Source organism: Microbispora bryophytorum, assembly GCF_043197435.1.
In the GTDB taxonomy this organism is placed as follows: domain Bacteria; phylum Actinomycetota; class Actinomycetes; order Streptosporangiales; family Streptosporangiaceae; genus Microbispora; species Microbispora bryophytorum.
This window is the reverse complement of record NZ_JBICTF010000003.1, coordinates 631,207-651,345: the sequence shown is the minus strand read 5'-3', so window position 1 is coordinate 651,345 and position 20,139 is coordinate 631,207. Positions and strand designations below refer to the sequence as shown.

The following is a 20,139-nucleotide window of genomic DNA, read 5'->3' as shown; positions in this document are numbered from 1 at the left end:
AAGATCACGAAATAGAGACAGGCAGGTCAGGAGCCGTACGTGCGGCAAACTACAAGATCACGCCGCGAGGAGTTTGCGGGCGGCGCGTTCGATGTCGGACTCCGACAGCAGGACGGTGTCGGCGGCCGGGCCGAGCGGCACGAAGCTGTCCTGTGAGGTCACCCGGGCGATCGGGCCGCGGAAGCCGTTGTCGACGAGCGCCGCGATCACGCTCTCGGAGACGCCGCCGCTGTGGCGGGTCTCGTCGGCGATCAGCACGCGCCCGGTCAGTTCGGCCGCGCGCATGAGGTCGTCGACCGGCAGCGGCGACAGCCACCGCAGATCGAGCACCCGGCAGCCCATGTCCTCCGCCGTGAGCTTGACCGCCGCCCGCAGGCTCATCCGCAGGCCGTTGCCGTACGTGACGATGGTCAGGTCGCGGCCGTCGCCGTAGGAGCGGGCGCGGCCGACCGGAACGTGCGTCTCGGCCCAGCGCGCCGGTGGCACGTACGGCGCGAGCCAGCCGCCGTCGTCCTCCTCGTAGAGATCACGTGTGTGGTACAGCGCGATGGGTTCGAGGAACACGCAGACGCTGCCGTCCGCCCGGGCGGCGGCCAGGCAGGTGCGCAGCATCGCGGCGGCGTCGTCGGGCCGCGCCGGAGACGCGACGATCACGCCGGGAATATCGCGCAATGCGGCAATTGAGTTGTCATTATGAAAATGTCCCCCAAAGCCCTTTTGGTAGGCATATGAGGCGACTCGTACAACCAGGGGATTACGATACGCGCCCTGGGAGAAGAACTGCATGGTCGACGCCTCGCCGCGAATCTGGTCGAGCGCGTTGTGCAGGTAGGCCAGATACTGGATCTCCGGCACCGGCAGCAGCCCCGACACCCCCGCCCCGAGTGCGAGCCCGAGGATCGCCTGCTCGTCCAGGAGCATGTCGAAGACACGCTCGGCCCCGAACCTGCGCAGCAGCCCGCGCGTCACGCCGTACACCCCGCCCTTGCGGGCCACGTCCTCCCCGAACACCAGGACCCCGGGGTCCAGCGCCATCGCGTCGGCCAGCGCGCGGTTGACCGCCTGGGCGACCGTCAGCCTGCCCTCCTGCTCCGGGAGCGTGGCGAAGGCGCGCTCGCGCGCCTCGACGGGCGCCGACCGCAGGGCCTCGGCGGCCACCGCCTCGGGACGGCGCGGCGCGAGCGGGGCCATCACCTCCGCCGCCGTCGTGAGCCGGGGTCGCCGCTCGCACTCCGACGCCAGCTTCAGCACGTGGTCGCGCTCGGCCTCGTAGCGTGCGAGCAGCTCGTCGGGCGCGGCCAGGCCCGCCTCCACGAGCAGCCGTGCCGTACGGACGAGGGGGTCGCGGTCCAGGTCGGCGGCGATCTCCCGGCGGGTGCGGTAGCCGATCTCCACGTCGGACCCCGCGTGGCCCATCAGGCGGACGGTGCGCAGATGCAGGAACGCCGGGGCGCGGTTGACGCGCACGTGCTCGACGGCGCGCAGCGCCGCGTCGTAGGTCTCGGCCAGGTCGCAGCCGTCGGCCTGGAAGTACTCCAGCAGGGGGTGCCTGGCCTGCGCGACCCACTCCGGCGGCGTCTTCACGCTGATGCCGAGGCCGTTGTCCTCGCACACGAAGAGCACCGGGATCTGCAGCCCTCGGAAGCGGCCGTACGCGGCGGTGTTCAGCCCGGTCAGCGCGGAGGCGTGGTTCATCGACGCGTCGCCGAAGCTGCAGACGGCGACGGCGTCCCCCGGCCAGGGCGAGGGCAGCCCGAGCATGCGTGCCCGCTCGATCGCGAAGCCGACGCCGACCGCGCGCGGCAGGTGACTGGCGATCGTGGAGGTCTGCGGGACGACGGCGAGGCTGGGGTGGCCGAACACCTTGTGCCGGCCGCCCGCGATCGGCTCCTCGGCCGACGCCGCGATTCCCAGCAGCACGTCGCGCAGCCCCTCCTCGGCCAGCCGCCCGGCCTGAGCCGAACGGGTCAGGTAGAAGGCGCCGGACCGGTAGTGCAGGAGCGCGGGGTCGTCCACGCGGAGCGCGGCCGCCACGGCGGCGTTGCCCTCGTGCCCCGACGACCCGATCGTGTAGAAGCCCTCGTCGCGCTCGCGCATGAGGCGGGCGGCGACGTCGAGGAGCCGGCTGCCGAGCTGCACGGCGAACAGCTCTCGGCACCGCGCCCCTGTCAGGCCCGTGCCCGGCCGCACCGGCAGGCCCGGATCCCGGGGGGGTCCGGGGGTCAGCGCCCCGACGGCATCGGCGAAATGGGTCTCCACAGCGTCCCGCACCACACGGCCGATTATGTCGCACGATGCACGCTCCGTCCCGCACAGCGACAACTCCGTACGGCAGCGCTTATGGATCACACGCTTTGACACGAATCGATGACGATAAGTCAGAGCGTTAAACCGTCACGGGCATTCGCCCGTCTACTCGTTATGAATGACGTGGCACCCTCATGCCGCGTTCAACCACCGGGAAGGATGGTTACCGGAATGTTGAAACGCATTCACGCCGTGATCGCGGCAGTGGCTCTGGGAGGGGCGGCCCTCGTCGCGCTCCCGGCCACCGCCGGCGCGGCGACGACGGCAGGTCCCAGCGACCTGACCGTCTCCCCCAGTCCCGTCGTCGTCTCCGCCGGCGCGGGCACGACGGCGACCTTCACCTACAAGGCGTCCGAGAAGGGCGCGGCGAGGCTCGTCGACCGCGACGGCCGCACCGTCACCCTGCACCCCGGCCCCGCGGGCTACGGCGCCTACACGGCCAAGCACGACTTCACCTTCAGCAACGAGCCGGGCACCTGGAAGCTCCAGGTGTGGGCCGGCGGCCGCACCGCGAGCAAGGAGTTCCAGGTCCACTGGACCACCGATCTCGACTTCGACGCGGCGCCGGACGTCGTCGACCGGGGCGACCGGATCAGGCTCACCGGCGCGCTGACCTACCGGGACGGCGGCGGCCGGCAGGCGTACGACGGGCAGCGGGTGTACGTCGCCTTCAAGCCGGTCGGCGGCTCCTACAGCCGGGTCGGCTCGGTGACGACCGACCGGCACGGCCGCTTCTCGGTCGACCGCAACGCGGACAGGAGCGGCTGGTGGCGCGCCGAGTTCGAAGGCGCCTCCGACGCCGAGCCCGCGACGAGCGACAGCGACCGGGTCGACGTCAGGGCCCAGGCCAGCCGCACCCGGATCACCGGATTCGACGCCTCCCCCGAGCCCGTCGACGCCGGTAAGACCCTGCACCTGCGCGGCCGGCTGGAGATCTCCGGCTTCGCCGGCTGGAGCGGCTACCCGGGCCGGCAGGTGAAGATCCTGTTCAAGCCGGCCGGCGGTTACCACTGGCAGTACGTCACCTCCGACCGGACCGACTCCTACGGCCGCTTCTCGGTGGACGTCACGGCCAGGACCTCCGGCTCGTGGCGGGCCGAGTTCGAGGGCGCCGGCGGAGCGGGCTACTCGGCGAGCGCGACCGACGACGTGACGGTCCGCGTGCCCCGGCCGACGCCTCCGGCCAAGGCCCACACCCGGGTCGTCCAGTTCAACGCCGCGCCGGAGCCGGTCAGGTATCACCGGTACCTCACCTTCCGGGGCGCGCTCCAGGCCTGGGACCACGGCTGGGAGGGCTACGGCCACCAGAGGGTGACCGTGTGGTTCAAGAAGGCCGGCGGCTCCTGGCACTACGTCAAGACGCTGTGGACGAACAGCACCGGCAAGTTCTGGGGCAAGACCACGGCCTCGGCGTCCGGCTACTGGAAGGTCGTCTTCGCCGGGAACGGCGAGACCGATCGCTCCACCAGCCGGATCGACTGGGTGCGCGTGAAGCGCTAGAAGATCAGTGAGCCGGCCCGGGGCGTGCCCACGCCCCGGGCCGGTTCACGTCCTTGATCGTCTGTCGGCCGGGGCGGTTAAAGTTTCGCCGATCACCGTGAACACTGCGAGCACTGCATCGGGGGCGACGGTTGGACGCGCTGATATTGATCGCCTTCGCAGTGACGGCCGTCGTGATGGTCGCGGCCTTCGCCCTGGCCGCCCGGCGGCTTCTCGGCCTGCGCTTCGGGACGGTCCGCACACTGCTCGGCGCCGCCCTCGCCGTCCTCCTGGTCGGCCCGGTCTCGCAGGCCCTGGTCGGCCCGGTGGTGGGGAACCAGGCCGGAATCACCCCGCTGTGGTTCATCATTCTCGCGTTCGCCTGCTCATTGCTGGCCTCGATGGTGTTCCTGGCGATCGCCGAGGCCCTGGTGCCGACGGGATCGATCCCGAGCCCCTTGGAGGCGGTGGCGGGCATCCGGCGGCGAGCAGGACGATCACGGCGCTATCTGCGCATCACCCGCATCCTCATCCGCCACGGCCTCGGCCCGTATCTGCGCGGCCGCGACCCCGACCTGGGCGCCCCCTCCAGCCGCTTACGGCTGGCCCGCTCGCTGCGCGAGGCGCTCGACGAGGGCGGGGTCACGTTCGTGAAGCTGGGGCAGATCCTGTCCACCCGCGGCGACCTGCTGCCGCCCGAGTTCATCGGGGAACTGCGCCTGCTGCAGGACCGGGTCGAGCCCGCACCCTGGGAGGAGATCGAGCGCGTCGTCACCGGAGAACTGGGCGGGCCGGTGGAGGAGGTCTTCGCCTCGTTCGAGCGGAAGCCGCTGGCGGCGGCGTCGATCGCGCAGGTCCACCTCGCGCGGCTGCGATCGGGAGAGGAAGTGGTGGTCAAGGTCCAGCGGCCCGGGATCGCCCCCGTGGTGGAGAGGGATCTCGACATCGTGGCCCGCCTCGCCCGTACGGCGGAGCGGCGTACGCGCTGGGCCCGCGGGGTGGGCGTCGGCGACCTCGCCCGCGGGTTCGCCGAGGCGCTGCGCGAGGAGCTCGACTTCCGGGTCGAGGCGGCGAACATGGCCGCCGTCGCCGCGACGTCGAAGGACGCGGCCGTACGGTCCCCGGTGCCCCATCCGCGGCTGGGCGGCCGCCGCCTCCTCGTGATGGAGCGGCTGGACGGTGTTCCGCTGGCCACCGGCCAGGCCGGCCTCGGCCCCGCCGAGCGCGAGGAGGTCGCCAGGGCCGTGCTGCAGGCGCTGCTGGAGCAGATCCTGCTGAACGGGGTGTTCCACGCCGACCCTCATCCGGGGAACATCATGCTGCTGTCCGGCGGGGGCGTCGCCCTGCTGGACTACGGGTCCGTCGGGCGTCTCGACGGCGCTCTGCGGGCCGCGCTCCAGCGCCTGCTCGCCGCGCTGGACCTGGCCGACCCCGCGGGCGTCGGCGACGCCCTGCTGGAGCTGGTGCCCCGGCCGGACGAGATCGACGAGCGTGAGCTGGAGCGCGAGATCGGCCGCTTCATGGCCCGCCACCTGGTGCCCGGCATCGTCCCGGACTCCCGGATGTTCGCCGACCTGTTCCGCCTGGTCTTCGCCCACAAGCTGTCGGTGCCGCCGGAGGTGGCGGCGGTGTTCCGGGCGCTCGGGACGATCGAGGGCACGCTCACCGGCCTCGCGCCCGGATTCGACATCGTGAAGGAGGCGCGGGAGTTCGCCGGCCGCCGCCTGTCCGCGCCCGGCGGCCGGGAGGAGATCCGCACCGCGGTCGCCCAGGAGGCGGTGCGGCTGCTGCCCCTGCTGCGGCGGCTGCCCCGCAGCGTGGACCGCATCGTCGGAGCGGCGGAGAGCGGCAGGTTCAGCGTCAACGTGCGGCTGTTCGCCGACGCCCGGGACCGGCGGCACATGACCGGCCTGCTGCACCAGGCACTCCTGACGGTGCTGGCGGCCACCGCGGGGATCATGGCCGTGCTGCTGCTCGACTCGGAGCGCGGGCCGCGGGTGACCCCCACCGTCACTCTCTATCAGCTCATTGGCTACAACCTGCTGGTGGTGAGCGCCGTCCTCGCGCTGCGCGTGCTCGTGGCGATCTTCCGTGAGCGCCGGGAGGAGTGAACCGCGCTCTTCGTGAATCCGCTCGTGAATCCGCGGCGCCGGGGGGCTCAGAGCCAGTCGCGGCGCTTGAAGACCAGGTAGAGCGTGAGACAGACGACGCCCATGAGCATGATCGCCACGGGATAACCGAGCACCCAGTGCAGCTCGGGCATGTGGTCGAAGTTCATCCCGTAGATCGTGCCGACCAGCGTCGGGGCGAACAGGATGGCCGCCCACGCCGAGATCTTCTTGACCTCGTTGCCCTGGGCGATGCTCGCCGCCGTGAGCTTCGTCATCTCCTCGTTCTGCTGCTGGCTGACGAGTGTGGAGTTGACGACGAGGATGTCCTGGAGCATCTGCCGGAAGCCGGCCACCCGCTCGGTGACCGTGATGGCGTGGTCGGACACGTCACGCAGGTAGCGCTGCAGCTCCTCGTTCACTCCGTATTTGGGAGAGCCCGCGATGAAGCCGTCGAGCATCGGGACCAGCGGGCTGGTCGCCCGCTGGAACTCGATGACCTCCCGCGACAGGCTGTAGATGCGCCGGGGCGCGGCCGGGTCGCCGCCGAAGACCTGCACCTCGATCTCGTCGATGTCGTTCTGCAGCCCGGCGACCACCGGCGCGTAGCCGTCCACGACCGCGTCGAGGATCGCGTACAGCACGGCCTGCGGCCCCTGGCGGAGCAGGTCGGGGTCCGACTCCATGCGCCGGCGCACCTTGGACAGGTCGGGCGCCTCGCTGTGCCGCACGGTCAGCACGAAGTCGGGGCCGACGAAGACGTGCAGCTCGCCGAAGGCGACCTTCTCGGGCTTGTCGAGGTACTGCGCCGCCCGCAGCACCACGAAGAGCGTGTCGCCGTACCGATCGGCCTTGGGCCGCTGGTGGGCGACGATGGCGTCCTCGATGGCGAGCTCGTGCAGGCCGAACTCCTCCGCCGCCTTGATCAGCTCGGTCTCCTCCGGCCGGTAGAGGCCGATCCACGCCATCGCCCTAGGCCGCGAGCGCAGCGAGGCGATCGCGTCGCCCAGCGACAGCGGCGAGTCCACGCGCTCTCCGTCGACGTACACCGCGTTGTCGATCACGCTCTGCTTGAACGTCTCCCCCTCGTTCGCACGGGGGTCCATGGAGTGCTCGGGAGCATGCTCCGGTTTCGCCCTCATCAGCCCACTCAATCCGCGCAGTCCACGCATACGCCGCTCAGCCACACGTAGAAGGTAACCACCATCGTCACCCTTACTCGGGCGTGGACCGTACGGATCGGGGACGGAAGCACGGGGAGCCCGGGGAGTAGGGGGAGCAGGGGGAGCAGGGGGAGCAGGGGGAGCAGGGGGAGCAGGGGAGCACAGGAACGCAGAGAGCACGGGAGCGCGGGCCGGTGCGCCGGGCCGTACGATTCCGGGGGTGAACCCCCTGAAGCCCCTGTGGAACCATCTGAGCGCCACCCAGATCGCGCCCCCGCTCTGGCTTGTCGTCATATCCGGGTTCGCCGCTCTCGGCGTCGTCGCCTACCCGGCGTCGTGGCACATCTCCCGCGGCCTGATCACGATCGCGCACGAGGGGGGTCACGCGCTGGTCGCGGTGCTGACCCGGCGCAAGCTGCGGGGCATCCGCCTGCACTCGGACACCTCGGGCGTGACGCTCACCAAGGGCAGGCCGACGGGCCCCGGCATGATCGCCACGGCCGCGGCGGGGTACGTCGCGCCCTCCCTGATCGGGCTCGGATCGGCCTGGCTGGTCTCCGGCGGGCGGATCACGATGCTGCTGTGGGCCGTGCTCGCGCTGCTGACGTGCATGCTGCTGATGATCAGGAACTTCTTCGGCGCCGTGTCGGTGCTCGCCGTGGGCGGCGCGGTCTTCGCGCTGTCATGGTTCGCCCCACCCCACGTCCAGTCGGCCTGCGCGTACGCCGCCGCGTGGTTCCTGCTGCTCGGCGGTGTGCGGCCGATCCTGGAGCTGCAGACCAAGCGCCGCCTCGGCCGCGCCCCGGACTCCGACGCCGACCAGCTCGCCCGGCTGACCCGCGTGCCCGGCACGTTCTGGGTGCTGCTGTTCCTGCTCGTCTCCGCCGCCGCGCTCGTCTACGGCGGCTATCTCCTCACCGCCCGCTGGCTGCCTCTGTGAGCCGTTGACCTTGACGCGACGTCAACGTCTCTAATGAGGGCATGCAGATCGGAGAACTCGCCGCGCTGGCCGGGGTGTCCACCCGTGCTGTGCGGCACTACCACCACCAGGGCGTGCTGCCCGAGCCGCCGAGGCGGGTCAACGGCTACCGCGAGTACGGCCTGCGCGACGCGCTCCGCCTCGCCCGGGCCCGCAGGCTGACCGAGCTGGGCCTGTCGCTGGACGAGGTGCGCGACGTGCTGGCCGGCGACTCCGCCCGGGAGCTGCGGGAGATACTGCTGGAGCTGGACACCGACCTCGCCCGGCAGGAGGCGGCGATCCGGGTCAGGCGCGAGCGGCTCGCCGTGCTGCTGAGCGAGGAGTCGCCGTCGCCGGACGGAGCCGTCTCACCGCAGATGGCCGAGTTCCTGCGGTGCCTGGAGCCCGTGCGCGACTCGCCGTTCGCAGCGGCCGACGCCGAGCTGCTCGCCCTCCTCGACACCGCGGCGGAGCCGGAGGACCGGGACCGCCTGCTGGAACTGATGCGGCCCATGACCACGCCGGAGGCGCTGGCCCGGGCCGAGGCGTTGTATCGGAGGCTGGCGGAGCTGGACCGCGCCGACCCCGCCGATCCCCGCGTCGGCGCCCTCGCCGCCGACTTCGCCGCCCACCTGCCCCCCGAGCTCGCCGCCGCACTGGCCCGCGCGATGCCCGGCGCCGACGACCCGTTCGCCCAGGCGTTCCTCGCCGATCTGTCCCCCGCGCAGGCCGAGGTCGTACGGCAGGCCACGGCGCTGCTGACGGACGGGCCGTCGTCGTGAGGCACGCCGTGGGGTACAGCCGGGAGCAGACGCCGACGATGGCGGCGATGCTTTTCGTGCTGGTCCTGGAGACCGTGGCCATGGACCTGCTGCTGCGCCGTTTCGGGCTGCCGGACGTGCCGCGCCTGGTGATCCTGGCACTCGACGCGTCGTCGGTCCTCGGCGTTCTCGGCGTCATGGTGAGCTGCGCCCGCCGGCCGCACACGGTGACGCCGGACGGGCTGCGCCTGCGGTACGGCCGGCTGTTCGGTCTGGACATCCCGGCGGGGCTCGTCGCGTCGGCGCGGATCGACCGCCGCTACGACGAGAAGAGACTCGTGCGCCTGTCGGACGGCGAACTCGCCCTCGCGGTCTCGTCCCAGACGAACATCGTGGTCGAGCTGCGCGAACCGATCGAGGTGCCCCGCCCGCGCCGCCCTTGGACGACGGCCGTAGGTTCGGCGGCGGCCGTGCGGCGGGTGCGGTTCTTCGCCGACGACCCGGCGGCGGCGGTGCGGGCCGTCGCCGCGCTCACCACGACGACCATGGGCGAGCGCGCTGCCTGACCGCCTCCCTGACCGCCTCCCCGACCGCCTCGGTGACCTGCTCGGTGACCTGCTCGGTGAGACTGGACGTGGCAGGCGTCCCGGTCTGTGCCCTCAAGACCCCGCTCATGACCCCGCGAGTGAAAGGCCCAACGATCGTGATCGTGCCGAGCAACCCCGAGTCCGTCTTCACGTACGGCGCGCCCGCCCTGAAGTTCGGCCCCGGCGCGTCCGCCGAGATCGGCTTCGACCTCGGGCAGTACGGCGTGCGCCGTGTGCTGGTGGTGACCGACGCCGGAGTGGCGGCCACCGGCGCCCCGGCGCGGATCGCCGAGCAGATCGCCGGGTTCGGCATGCACGCGGAGGTGTACGACGGCGTGCACGTCGAGCCCACCGACGAGAGCCTGCTCGCGGCGATCGGGCACGCCCGCGCGAGCGGCCCGTGGGACGCCTTCGTCACCGTCGGCGGCGGGTCGAGCATCGACACGGCCAAGGCCGTCAACCTGCTGACGACGAATCCGGGCGAGCTGATGGACTACGTCAACGCGCCGATCGGCGCCGGGCGTGCCCCTTCCCGGCCGCTCAAGCCGCTGGTCGCGGTGCCCACGACCACGGGCACCGGCTCGGAGAGCACCACGATCTGCGTGCTCGACGTGCTCGGCCTGAAGGTCAAGACGGGGATCAGCCACGCCCGCCTCCGTCCCGTGCTGGCCGTCGTGGACCCGGACCTCACGATGACGCAACCACCCGAGGTGACCGCCGCGGCGGGGATGGACGTCCTCTGTCACGCCCTGGAGAGCTACACCGCCCGGCCGTACACCTCCTACGAGCGCAGGCGGCCGGAGGAGCGCGTGCCCTACTGCGGGTCGAACCCGGTGGCGGACATGTGGTCGGAGCAGGCGATCCGGCTGCTCGCGGGCTCGTTCCGCACCGCCGTACGGCACGGCGACGACGCGGAGGCGAGGGGCGCGATGGCGCTGGCGGCGACGTTCGCGGGGCTCGGGTTCGGCAACGCGGGCGTGCACATCCCGCACGCCAACGCCTATCCGATCGCGGGCCGGGTGAAGGACTTCCACCCGAGCGGCTATCCCGGCGGCGAGCCGATGGTGCCGCACGGCATAGCCGTGGCGCTGACCGCTCCGGAGGCGTTCCGGTTCACCTTCGAGGCGGACCCGGCGCGGCACCTGCGCGCGGCCGCGTTGCTCGATCCCGCGGCGGCCGTGCCGGACGAGCCGGCGGAGTTCCTGCCCGGCGTGCTGACCGCGCTGATGCGCGACGTCGGCATACCCAACGGCACCGGCGGCGTGGGTTACGCGCAGGCCGACGTGCCGGCGCTGGTGGAGGGGGCGATGAAGCAGCAGCGGCTGCTCACCACCTCCCCCAGACCCGTCCGGGAGGAGGACCTCGCCGGCATCCTGACCCGTTCGCTGTCCCTCTGGTGAGCGGCGCGCGTGTCCGTCCGGCCCAGGGGGCAACGCGAGAATCCTTCACGGTTGACCCCTCTGACCTGCGCATAGACCATGAGGGCCCATAGGACGACACAAGGCGGTGTCTTATGACCGACCAGCCCCTTACGTCCCTTCCGAGCCGGGTCCGGTTTCCCGGTGGCCGCATGATCAAGGGCCAATCGCTGTCGGGTTCGCCCGTCGAGCTGACGGTGTCGGAGATCATCGTCGTGGACAAGCCGAAACCGGGCTGCGTACGAGTGGTCAAGCAGGACTGGGCCGCGGCGGGAACCACGGTCCAGCTCGCCGACGAGGACCTCGTCGCGCTGCTCAAGGAGGGCATCCCCGAGCCCATGGTCGCCGAGACCGAGACCATGGCCAGCGGCTTCCTGCCGCTGACGAACGCGCCCTTCTCCGGAACACCACTCCCCTCCGACGTCAACCAGGGGCTGATCGGCGACTGCCGGGTCATCTCCGCCCTGCAGGCGATCGCCGTCGCCCAGCCGGCCCTGCTGACCTCGGCGCTGTCCGGCGGCCCCGACACGTACGGGGTCGCGCTGAAGCGCGCTCCCGCTCCCGACAAGGCGCCGGCGTCGAGCCAGAGACCGGAGGTGTTCCGGGTCTCCGGCGCCCTGCCGGTGAACCGGTTGTCGAAGGAATCCGAGCTGCTGTACTGCCTGCGGGGCAACGACACGAAGGACACCTCGTTCCCCGTCTGGCCCGCGATCTTCGAGAAGGCCTTCGCCGTCATGTGGGGCGGTTACGGGAAGCTCGCCGGAGCCCTGGAGGAGCCGGTGATGCTGGCCCTGGGCCTTACCGCGCCCCTGTCCAGCAAGATCCAGCTGCTGAACAACGCGAAGCCGGATCCTGTGGCGTGGCGGGAGAAGATGATGCGCTTCCATGCCGAGAACATGCCGATGACGACCACGATCCAGGACAAGAGGCACAACTACGCCATCATCCGCGTCAGCGAGGACGGCGTCGTCGTCAGCGATCCCAACACCCGCCGCACCGGTGACTTCCTCGCCCGATGGGCCACGCCCCGCCACGTCTCGACCGCCCCCGGCTTCGTCGCCGACAGCGAGGTCTGGCCCCTGTTCTTCCCCTGGGACACGTTCTTCGGCAAGTTCATGTGGGTGTACGCCTACAGCCTCCCCACCTGACGTACGTTCCGCCCTCCCGCGTCCCGGGACGTCCTCCGCCGTCCCGGGGCGTCCTCCGCCCTCCCGAGCGCCGTCGCGCGGGGGATGAGGAGCGCGGCCGGGCGCCGTCCGAACGGCGGGACTCCGTCCGAACGGCGGGGCTCCGGCGGGCCCCGGCGGCGGCGGCTCCGGCGGCTGAGCTCAGCGGTGCGACAGGGTGGAACCGGAACGGCCCTTCACCACCCGAAGCTGGGCGGGGATGCGCACCCGAAGCTCGGCGACGTGGCTGACCACGCCGACGGCCCGGCCGCCCTCGCGCAGGCCGTCGAGGATGTCGAGCACGTCGTCGAGCGTCTCGTCGTCGAGGGTGCCGAAGCCCTCGTCCACGAAGAGGCTGCCGATCTCCGCGCCGCCCGCCTCGGCGGTCACCACGTCGGCCAGGCCGAGCGCCAGGGCGAGCGAGGTGATGAAGCTCTCCCCGCCGGAGAGCGTGGCGGGGTCGCGTTCGACGCCGGTCCACGCGTCGAGCACCCGCAGCCCCAGCCCGCCGCCCGACCGGCCCCGGTCGCCCGCGGACCGGTTCAGGTCGTGCCGCAGCAGGTAGCGCCCGCTCGACATGCGGTCGAGGCGCTCGTTCGCCGCGTCGACGACCTGGCGGAGGCGCTCGCCCAGCACGTACGCCGACAGCCTCATGTGCCACCGGTTGTCGCCGGACGTGCCGGTCGCCAGCTCGGCGAGCCGGCGCGCCAGGCGGTGCCGTTCCTCCGCGGGCCGGTAGGCGCGCAGCGCCGCGTCCAGTTCGCTGGCCAGCCCGGTGAGCTGGTCGAGCCTGCCCTTCGCCCGGTCGCGCGCCGAGGTGCGGGCGGTGTGGTCCCGCTCGACCCGCTCGTGGCCGGCTTCCAGCTCCGGCAGGTCCGCGGCAGGCTCGGCCGCCGCGGCGACCAGTTCGGGATCGGCGAGCAGCCCCTCGACCGTGGCCCGCTCGGCGTCCAGGTGTCCCAGGCGCTCGGACATCGCCTCCCGGTCCTCTGGTGTGCGCACGGCGGCCGCCGCGTGCTCCACGCTCGCGAACCCCTCCCCGCCGGCGGCCCTGGCCGCCTCGGCCAGTGCCGTCTCGCTCTCGCGGTCGGCGGCGGCGGCCGAGGCCGCCGCCTCGGCCGCCTCCCTGAGCAGGTCCGCCTCCTCGCCCAACCGGTCGAGGCGGGCGGCGAGCGAGGGGTCCTCGCCCCGGGCCGCGTCGATCACCTCGGCCAGCCGGCGCTGGTCGGCCTCCAGCGCGTCCCTGTGCGCGCGCGCCTCGGCCAGGGCCGCACCGGTGCGCGCGGCCCGCGCACCCAGATCCTCCAGCTCGGCGGCGAGCCGGGCGGCGCGGGCGGTCAGTTCCTCCTCGGCCGCGGCCAGGGACCGGGCGTGTTCCAGGTCGGCCTCCGCCGTCGCGAGGTCGCCCTCCAGACCGGCGGCGAGCCGCCTCCCCTCCGCGAGCAGGGCCTCCCGCCTGGTCCTGGTCTCGGTCAGCAGCCCGGTCAGCTCGGCGGCCCGCTCGCGGGCCGACTCCAGCTCCGCCGCGAGCCGCCCGGCCTCCGCCTCTCCCGCCGCGACCGCCGTCTCGGCCGCGCGCAGCCGCGCCAGCTCCTCGCGCGCGTCGGCGAGGGCGGCGGACGCGTCCTCCTGAGACAGGCCGGCGGCGCGCGCCGCCGCGTCGCCGAGCCGCGACGAGAGGGCGGCGACGCTCGCCTCCGCCTCCTCGCGGGCCCGCTGCGCGGCCTCGAACGCCTCCTGCGCCGCCAGTTCGTCGTCCGCGGTCGCGGCCCGTGCGGCGGGCGCGGCGGGACGGGGGTGTTCGGTGGCGCCGCAGACGGCGCAGGGCGCCCCGGCCACGAGGCCGGCCGCCAGTTCGGCGGCCATACCGTCGATCCTGGCCTGGCGGACCTCCTGAAGCCGGTCGCGACGCTCCTGTGCCAGGTCGACGGCGGCGCGCCGGTCGTGCTCGGCCTGCTCCAGGTCGGCCGTGAAGGTGTCGCGCGACCGCGCGGCATCCAGCCGCTCCTGCGCCATATGAGCCGCGGCCTCCAGCGCGGGGACACGCGCGGCCATGTCGCGTAAGCCCCTGAGCCGTTCCTCGGCGCCGGCCAGCAACTCCGGCAGTTCGGCCCGCGCGGCCAGCGCCCGCGCCTCGTCCTCGGCGAGCCGCGCCAGTTCGGCGTCCAGCAGCTCGGCCTGCCCGGTGACCTCCCACAGCCGGAGCGCGGCGTCCCTGGCTGCCGTCAGGCCCGGCAGGCTCGCCGCCGCCGTACGCGACCGGGCGAGCCGTTCCTCGGCGTCGAGCCGCTCGGCGGGCAGGGCCGCCAGCCGCCGCGTCAGCTCCGCCTCCTCCTCGGTCAGCTCCGCCAGCCCGCGTTCGGCGTCCGCGTGCTCGGTTCGCACCTGCCGCAGGCGGGCCTCCTCCGGGAGGATCTGGCGCACCCGGGCGACCTCGTCGCGCCGCTCCCGTTCCAGCACGGCCAGCCGCTCCGGATCCGGCCGCTCCGAGTCCGGCCGCTCCGTGTCGATTCGCTCGTCTACCCGCCCCAGGTCGATCCGCTCTGCGTCGATCCGCTCGTTCGGCCGCTCTGTATCCGGCCGCTCCACACCCGAGTCTCCGTGGCGCCCCAGCCCGCGGCCGGGAAGCGCGCGGAGCACGGCGTCGGCGGCCACCCGCCGCGCCTTGGCGGCGGCCTCCGCCCGCTGGGCGGCCTGCCGGATCAGCGGCGCCACCCGATCGGCCCGGGCGGCCTCGTCGAGCATCGCCTCCAGGTCCGACCGCTCGTCCGCCGCCGCGTCGAGCTCCTGCCGCCGGGCGAGGGCGGCGGCGTGCCTGCGCTGCCGGTCGGCCAGCGCCCGGCCCTCCTCCAGACGGGCGCGGGCCGCCAGCAGCGCCTCCTGGCTCGCCCCGCGGGCCGCGACCGCGTCGGCGAGCGCGCCGCGGGCGAGGCCGAGCACCTCCCCCGCCCAGGCGGCGGGGTCGTCGGCGTCCCCGGGCAGCGGCAGGTCGTCGCCCGCCGCGCCGCGCATGCGGTCGAGCACCGACTCGACCCGCTGGCCCCGCTCCTGCGCGTCCCGCCACGTGCGTGTGCGATGGTCGGCCAGCCACCGCTCCACGTCGCCGAACACCCGCACGGAGAACAGCCGCTCCAGCAGCTCCCTCCGCTCCTCGCCGCCGGCCCGCAGGAACTTCGCGAACTCGCCCTGCGGCAGCATCGCGACCTGGCAGAACTGGGCCGCGGTCATGCCCGTCAGCGTGTTCACGAAGTCGCCGGCCTCGTCGCTGCGGGTGCTGCGCACGATCCACTGCCCGCCCGGCTCGGTCAGCTCCTCGATCCGGGCCTTGGCCTTCTCCTCGACCAGGCCCGAGCCCCGCAGCTTCGGCCGCATCCAGGAGGGCGACCGGGTGATGCGCAGGCGCCTGCCCCGGATCGTCAGCTCCAGCGTGACCGACGGCCCGCGATCGGGCGGCGCGTGGTCGCAGCGCAGGCTCCTGGCGCTCTCCCGCTGGCCGGGCACCCTGCCGTACAGGGCGTAGCAGACGGCGTCGAGCACGGTCGTCTTGCCGGCGCCGGTCGGCCCGTGGATCAGGAACAGGCCCGCCTCGCCGAGCGCGTCGAAGTCGACCTCCTCCGTCCCGGGGAACGACCCGAACGCGACCAGGCGCAGCCGATGCAGCCTCACCGGCCCTCCTCACTCGTCCGCCGGCCGGGTGGGCGGCTCACGCGTTCTCCTTGATACGGCATGCCTCGACCGCCTCCTGCAGCAGACGCCGTTCGTCGTCGTCCGCGGGCTCGCCACGCACCTCGCGGACGAAGTCGAGCGCCACCTCGATCTCGGCCCGGCCGTCGATCCTCGCCCGGCCCGCCGGTCCGTCCACCACGCCGTCCGGCTGGAAGGCGAGCGCCAGCGTGTGCGGGAAGCGCCGGCGCAGGCGCTCCATCGCCTCGCGCGGCCGCACCGGGTCGGTCAGCGTCACCTGCAGCCAGTGGTCCTCATACCGCTCGAAACGGCCGTCGGTCAGTAGGTCGTCGATGCGGCCCCGCACCGTGCTCACCGGCCGGGGCACGGGGGCGGGGACGAACTCCGTCCGGCCGGTGTCGAGGTCGGCCAGCCAGGAGCCCTTGGTGTGGCCGGCCTCGGAGAAGGAGTAGGCGATGGGCGAGCCGCTGTAGCGGACCGTCTCGCTCATCACCTGACGACCGTGCAGGTGCCCCAGCGCCACGTAGTCGACCCCGGAGAACGCGCTCAACGGCACGTGCGACACCCCGCCGACGCTGATGTCCCGCTCGCTGTCGCTGGCCTCTCCCCCGGTGACGAACGCGTGGGCGAGCACGACCCTGCGCGCCGCCGGATGCGCACGCACACGGTCCATCGCGTACGTGACGGCGGCGGTGTGGCTGCGCTCGGCCAGCTCCCACGGCCCTCTGACCAGCTCGGGCTCAAGGTAGGGGATGCCGAAGAACGCCACGTCGCCGATCGTGACCGGCTCCCAGGCCCTGCCGGGGTCGGTGCGCAGGTGCACCCGCTCCATGAGGTCGGCGCCGAAGCCCAGCCGTACGGCGGAGTCGTGGTTGCCGCTGATCAGCACGGCGTGCACCCCGAGGGCCTTGAGCCTGGCCAGTGCCTCGTTGCACAGCGCGACCGCGTCGACGGGCGGCAGGGCACGGTCGTAGACGTCGCCGGAGACCACCACGACGTCCACGCGCTCGGCCCGCACGGTCTTGACCAGGTGGTCGACGAACGCGGCCTGGGCGCCGAGCAGGCTCTCGCGGTGGAACGACCGGCCGAGATGCCAGTCGGAGCTGTGCAGGACACGCATGTCGCAGGAAGCTAACAGGTCCCACCGACAAACGCGGCCTCAACCACCCCTCTGGTGCATGACGCAAACAAGGAGTAATGACTTAGCCTGGATTCGGTATCACGAGTACGCATGGGGGAGCGGCCTCATGAACGTCGGCCGGGGCACTCTCGGGGTGATCGCCGGTGTGCTGATGGTGGTGCTCGCCACCGTCGGCCACGTGCTCTCCCCGCCGGCCTTCGATCCCCCACCTATGTCCGCTTCGCCCCAGTTTCGCGACTTACCTCCTCAGCCCGCCGCCGAGGCGCGGCCGGTCACCCGAACCGACCGGTTCCGTACCGAGACACTGCTCGTGCCGGCGCAGAACGAGACGCTGAAGGCGACGATCAGGACGCCCCTGTCCCCCGGGCGCCACCCCGCGATGGTGTTCGTGCAGGGCTCGGGGTCGGGCGACGGCGGCGAGTTCACCCAGCAGGCCGAGTGGCTGGCCCGGGCGGGCGTCGTGACGCTGGCCTACGACAAGCGGACGGTGGGCTACTCCTTCCGCAGCCGCGACTTCGGCCTGCTCGCCGACGACGCCCTGCGCATGCTGAAGGTGCTGCGCGGGCGGCACGACGTCGACCCGGCGCGAGCCGGCCTGTGGGGCGTCAGCGAGGGCGGCTGGGTCGTCCCGATCGCCGCCGAGCGCGATCCGCAGGCCGCGTTCGTCGTCCTGGTCTCCTCTCCGAACGTCTCACCGCTGCGCCAGGTCGCCTGGGCGCTGAACGAGCAACTGCTGCGCCTGCACGCCCCGACCGGCGTACGCGACCTGCTCACCCGGGCGATGGGCGGGGTCGGCTTCGACTTCCTGCGCTACGACGGGGCGCCGGCCCTGCGCGGGATCACCCAGCCCGTCCTCGCGCTGTACGGCACCGACGACCCGTCCATCCCGTTCGTGGAGAGCACCGAGGCGCTCACCGGCGCCCTGGCCGAGGGCGGCAACACCGACTACACGATCCGCTTCCTCGCCGGGGCCGACCACGCCATGCGGATCCGCGGCGGGCGGTTCGCGGCGGACTACCTGCCCACGCTGGTCAACTGGATGAAGGACCTGCCGCGCACGGCGAGGCCCCCGGTGGCGATCGCGGGGGCGACGCCGGTGCAGCGCTTCGAGGCGGCCGACGTGCCGGCCGCGCCGTGGTGGGGGGACAGCACGTTCCTGTGGCTCGCGCTGTGCCTGGCCGCGGTGGGCTACGTCGCGGCGCCGGTGACCGAGATGGTCGTCCGGCTGCGCGGGCGCGACCTGCGGCTGCAGGCCAGGGTGGAGGTCAACGCGCAGCTGTGGCCGGCCATCCGGCGGCGGCTGCGCCGGATGGCCTGGACCGGCCTCGGGGAGCTCGCCGCCGTCCTGGCGTTCATCACGCTCATCGTGCTGTTCTCGGTCAACCAGGCAGGTGCGTGGCCCGCCGTGCAGGCCGGATGGCTGGTCGTGCGCCTGCTCGCCATCCTGATGCTCGTGCAGACGGTCACGACGTTCGCGGCGGTGATCGGCGGCCTGCGGGACGGCTGGGAGCCGACGCTCTGGCAGAGGAGCGTGCTCGCCGGCGTGCTCGGCGGGACCGCGCTGCTGCTGCTGACCGCCGCCTACTACGGCCTGTTCGCCTTCCCCTGGTAGGTCATGCCCCCGGTCGAGCCTCGGTCAAATCCGGGTATGAACTGCTCCGGCTCGGGGCGGTCACGAGTTTTCCGCGGCCGGTGTCGCTTCAATTGACGCGTGGTCACCCCTGATCTGGCGCCTCGGAACGGTGCCCCGCCGGCGACGCGTCGCAGCGGGCCGGTGTTCGGAGCCGCCGCGCTCATCGGCTGGGTGGCGCTGTCGGCGGTGCTGCCCGGCGCGGCGCACCTGCGGGCGGGCCGGTGGCGCACCGGGCTGCTCCTGCTCGGCGGCTACCTGACCGGAGTCGTCGCCGTCGCGTGCGTGGCCGTCGGCGCGGACGCGGGCCTCGCCGGGCGCGCGCTGGGCTGGCTGGGCCAGATCTCACTGGTGTTCGCGGCCTGTGCCGTCGCCTGGTTCTGGCTGGTCGTCCGCTCGTACGTCGTCCTGCGCCCCGGACGGCTGCCCCGCAAGGGGCAGATCATCACCGGGCTGGTCGCGGGCGTGCTCGCGGTCGTCGTCGCGGCGCCGTTCGCGGTCGCCGCCCGATATGTCCGCGTGTCCGAGCAGACCATCGACGCGATGTTCGCCGCGCCGGGCGGGACCGCCCAAGCGGGCGGCGCCGTACGCCGGGACGACCCGTGGGCGGGCCGCGACCGGGTCAACGTGCTCCTGCTCGGCGGCGACTGGGGCGACAACCGGATCGGGATGCGCACCGACAGCATCAACGTCGCCAGCGTGGACGTGCGGACCGGCAACACCGTGCTGCTCAGCCTGCCGCGCAACCTGGAGCACGTCCGCTTTCCCCCGGGCAGCGCCATGGCCGCCCGGTTCCCCTTCGGGTTCCAGCTTCCGGAGTATCACCCCGGCTGGCGCGAGGACCTGCTGTTCTCGGTGTGGCAGTACGCCGACGACCATCCCGAGCTGTTCGGCGGGCGGCGGCACATGGGCGCCGAGGTCCTCAAGGAGACGGTCGGCCACATTCTGGGCCTGCGGATCGACTGGTACGCCCTGGTCAACATCTGGGGCTTCGCGAAGATGATCGACGCCCTCGGCGGGCTCGTGGTGGCGGTGGACCGCGACATCGTGTACGGCCTGCACAACGAGGGCACCGTCAGGGCGGGCATCCGGCGGTTGAACGGCGACGAGGCGTTGTGGTACGCCCGCTCCCGCACCTTCAGCGACGACTTCGACCGGATGCACCGGCAGCGCTGTGTCCTCGGGGCCCTGCTCTCCCAGGCCGACCCGGCCACGGTGCTGACGCGGTTCACCGAGATCGCGGCGGCCACGCGCAGGATGATCAGCACCGACGTGCCCCGGCCCATGCTGGAGCACCTGGTGCCGCTGGCCTGGAAGGTGAAGCACGCTCCGATCACCAGCCTGCAGTTCGTGCCGCCCCTGATCAACACCGCCTATCCCGACTGGGACCGGATCCGGCTGCTCACGGCCAAGGCCATCCGCGCCTCGGTCCACGCCTCCGCTGACGCGTCTGGCAACGCGTCTGGCAACGCGTCGGGCAACGCGTCGGGCAACGCCCAGGCCGGCCCTTCCGGCACGCCGTCCGGCTCCTCGCCCTCGACTGCTCTGCGGCCGCACCGGCACCGGCACTCCCTGCCGTCGCCGTCCCCCACGCCGGTGCTCTCGCCGGGGACGCCCAGCCCGATCGACGACGGCTGCGGGGCGCCGCACACGGCGATGGCGCGCTGAGCCTGTCCGCTCTCGCCGGCGCCGGTGACCGCACGAGTCCCGGCGACCGCGCGCGAGTGCCGGTGACCG

General features: G+C 73.0%; 13 protein-coding genes. 9 read left to right on the top strand and 4 right to left on the bottom strand.

Going from position 1 to position 20,139, the window contains the following annotated elements:
- Nucleotides 1–57: 57 nt before the first annotated feature.
- A complete protein-coding gene (locus ACGFIB_RS12255; RefSeq protein ID WP_393371046.1) occupies nt 58–2,274 on the bottom strand; it encodes a thiamine pyrophosphate-dependent enzyme in 2,217 nt (738 codons plus the stop codon).
- 204 nt (nt 2,275–2,478) lie between these two features.
- Here ACGFIB_RS12255 and ACGFIB_RS12250 point away from each other — a divergent pair, with 204 nt between their 5' ends.
- Together ACGFIB_RS12250 and ACGFIB_RS12245 are read left to right on the top strand one after the other, a co-directional pair.
- A complete protein-coding gene (locus ACGFIB_RS12250) occupies nt 2,479–3,807 on the top strand; it encodes a hypothetical protein (RefSeq protein ID WP_393371043.1) in 1,329 nt (442 codons plus the stop codon).
- 161 nt (nt 3,808–3,968) lie between these two features.
- The gene (locus tag ACGFIB_RS12245; RefSeq protein WP_393371040.1) at nt 3,969–5,897 is read left to right on the top strand and encodes an ABC1 kinase family protein; all 1,929 of its coding nucleotides are present in this window, start codon (nt 3,969–3,971) and stop codon (nt 5,895–5,897) included.
- Between the two features lie 47 nt (nt 5,898–5,944).
- Here the strand turns inward: ACGFIB_RS12245 and ACGFIB_RS12240 are convergent, their stop codons facing one another.
- Nucleotides 5,945–7,036 carry a magnesium and cobalt transport protein CorA gene (locus ACGFIB_RS12240; RefSeq protein ID WP_223853263.1) on the bottom strand — a complete coding sequence of 364 codons (1,092 nt, stop codon included), beginning with the start codon at nt 7,034–7,036 and terminating at the stop codon, nt 5,945–5,947.
- Between the two features lie 241 nt (nt 7,037–7,277).
- Here ACGFIB_RS12240 and ACGFIB_RS12235 point away from each other — a divergent pair, with 241 nt between their 5' ends.
- The 5 genes from ACGFIB_RS12235 to ACGFIB_RS12215 all read left to right on the top strand — a co-directional run bounded on the left by ACGFIB_RS12235 (nt 7,278) and on the right by ACGFIB_RS12215 (nt 11,929).
- Nucleotides 7,278–7,997, top strand: coding sequence for a M50 family metallopeptidase (locus ACGFIB_RS12235; RefSeq protein WP_393371037.1), 720 nt, complete (start codon nt 7,278–7,280; stop codon nt 7,995–7,997).
- A gap of 41 nt (nt 7,998–8,038) precedes the next feature.
- Nucleotides 8,039–8,797, top strand: a complete 759-nt coding sequence (locus ACGFIB_RS12230; RefSeq protein WP_393371033.1) for a MerR family transcriptional regulator — start codon at nt 8,039–8,041, stop codon at nt 8,795–8,797.
- Between the two features lie 8 nt (nt 8,798–8,805).
- Entirely contained in the window at nt 8,806–9,342 is a 537-nt protein-coding gene (locus tag ACGFIB_RS12225; RefSeq protein ID WP_393371030.1) for a hypothetical protein, read from the top strand.
- Between the two features lie 119 nt (nt 9,343–9,461).
- Nucleotides 9,462–10,763 carry a hydroxyacid-oxoacid transhydrogenase gene (locus ACGFIB_RS12220; protein ID WP_393371027.1) on the top strand — a complete coding sequence of 434 codons (1,302 nt, stop codon included), beginning with the start codon at nt 9,462–9,464 and terminating at the stop codon, nt 10,761–10,763.
- A 170-nt stretch (nt 10,764–10,933) separates the two neighbouring features.
- Nucleotides 10,934–11,929 (top strand): calpain family cysteine peptidase, encoded by a 996-nt coding sequence (locus ACGFIB_RS12215; protein WP_393371024.1) that lies wholly within the window; start codon nt 10,934–10,936, stop codon nt 11,927–11,929.
- A 180-nt stretch (nt 11,930–12,109) separates the two neighbouring features.
- Here the strand turns inward: ACGFIB_RS12215 and ACGFIB_RS12210 are convergent, their stop codons facing one another.
- Both ACGFIB_RS12210 and ACGFIB_RS12205 read right to left on the bottom strand, forming a co-directional pair.
- Nucleotides 12,110–15,613 carry an AAA family ATPase gene (locus tag ACGFIB_RS12210; RefSeq protein WP_393371021.1) on the bottom strand — a complete coding sequence of 1,168 codons (3,504 nt, stop codon included), beginning with the start codon at nt 15,611–15,613 and terminating at the stop codon, nt 12,110–12,112.
- Nucleotides 15,614–15,650: 37 nt separating this feature from the next.
- The gene (locus ACGFIB_RS12205) at nt 15,651–16,751 is read right to left on the bottom strand and encodes an exonuclease SbcCD subunit D (RefSeq protein ID WP_393371018.1); all 1,101 of its coding nucleotides are present in this window, start codon (nt 16,749–16,751) and stop codon (nt 15,651–15,653) included.
- 127 nt (nt 16,752–16,878) lie between these two features.
- On the opposite strand from ACGFIB_RS12205, the gene ACGFIB_RS12200 reads away from it, so the two are divergent.
- Together ACGFIB_RS12200 and ACGFIB_RS12195 are read left to right on the top strand one after the other, a co-directional pair.
- Nucleotides 16,879–18,384 (top strand): alpha/beta hydrolase family protein, encoded by a 1,506-nt coding sequence (locus ACGFIB_RS12200; RefSeq protein WP_393371016.1) that lies wholly within the window; start codon nt 16,879–16,881, stop codon nt 18,382–18,384.
- A gap of 99 nt (nt 18,385–18,483) precedes the next feature.
- Nucleotides 18,484–20,070 carry an LCP family protein gene (locus ACGFIB_RS12195; RefSeq protein WP_393371014.1) on the top strand — a complete coding sequence of 529 codons (1,587 nt, stop codon included), beginning with the start codon at nt 18,484–18,486 and terminating at the stop codon, nt 20,068–20,070.
- Nucleotides 20,071–20,139: the final 69 nt, after the last annotated feature.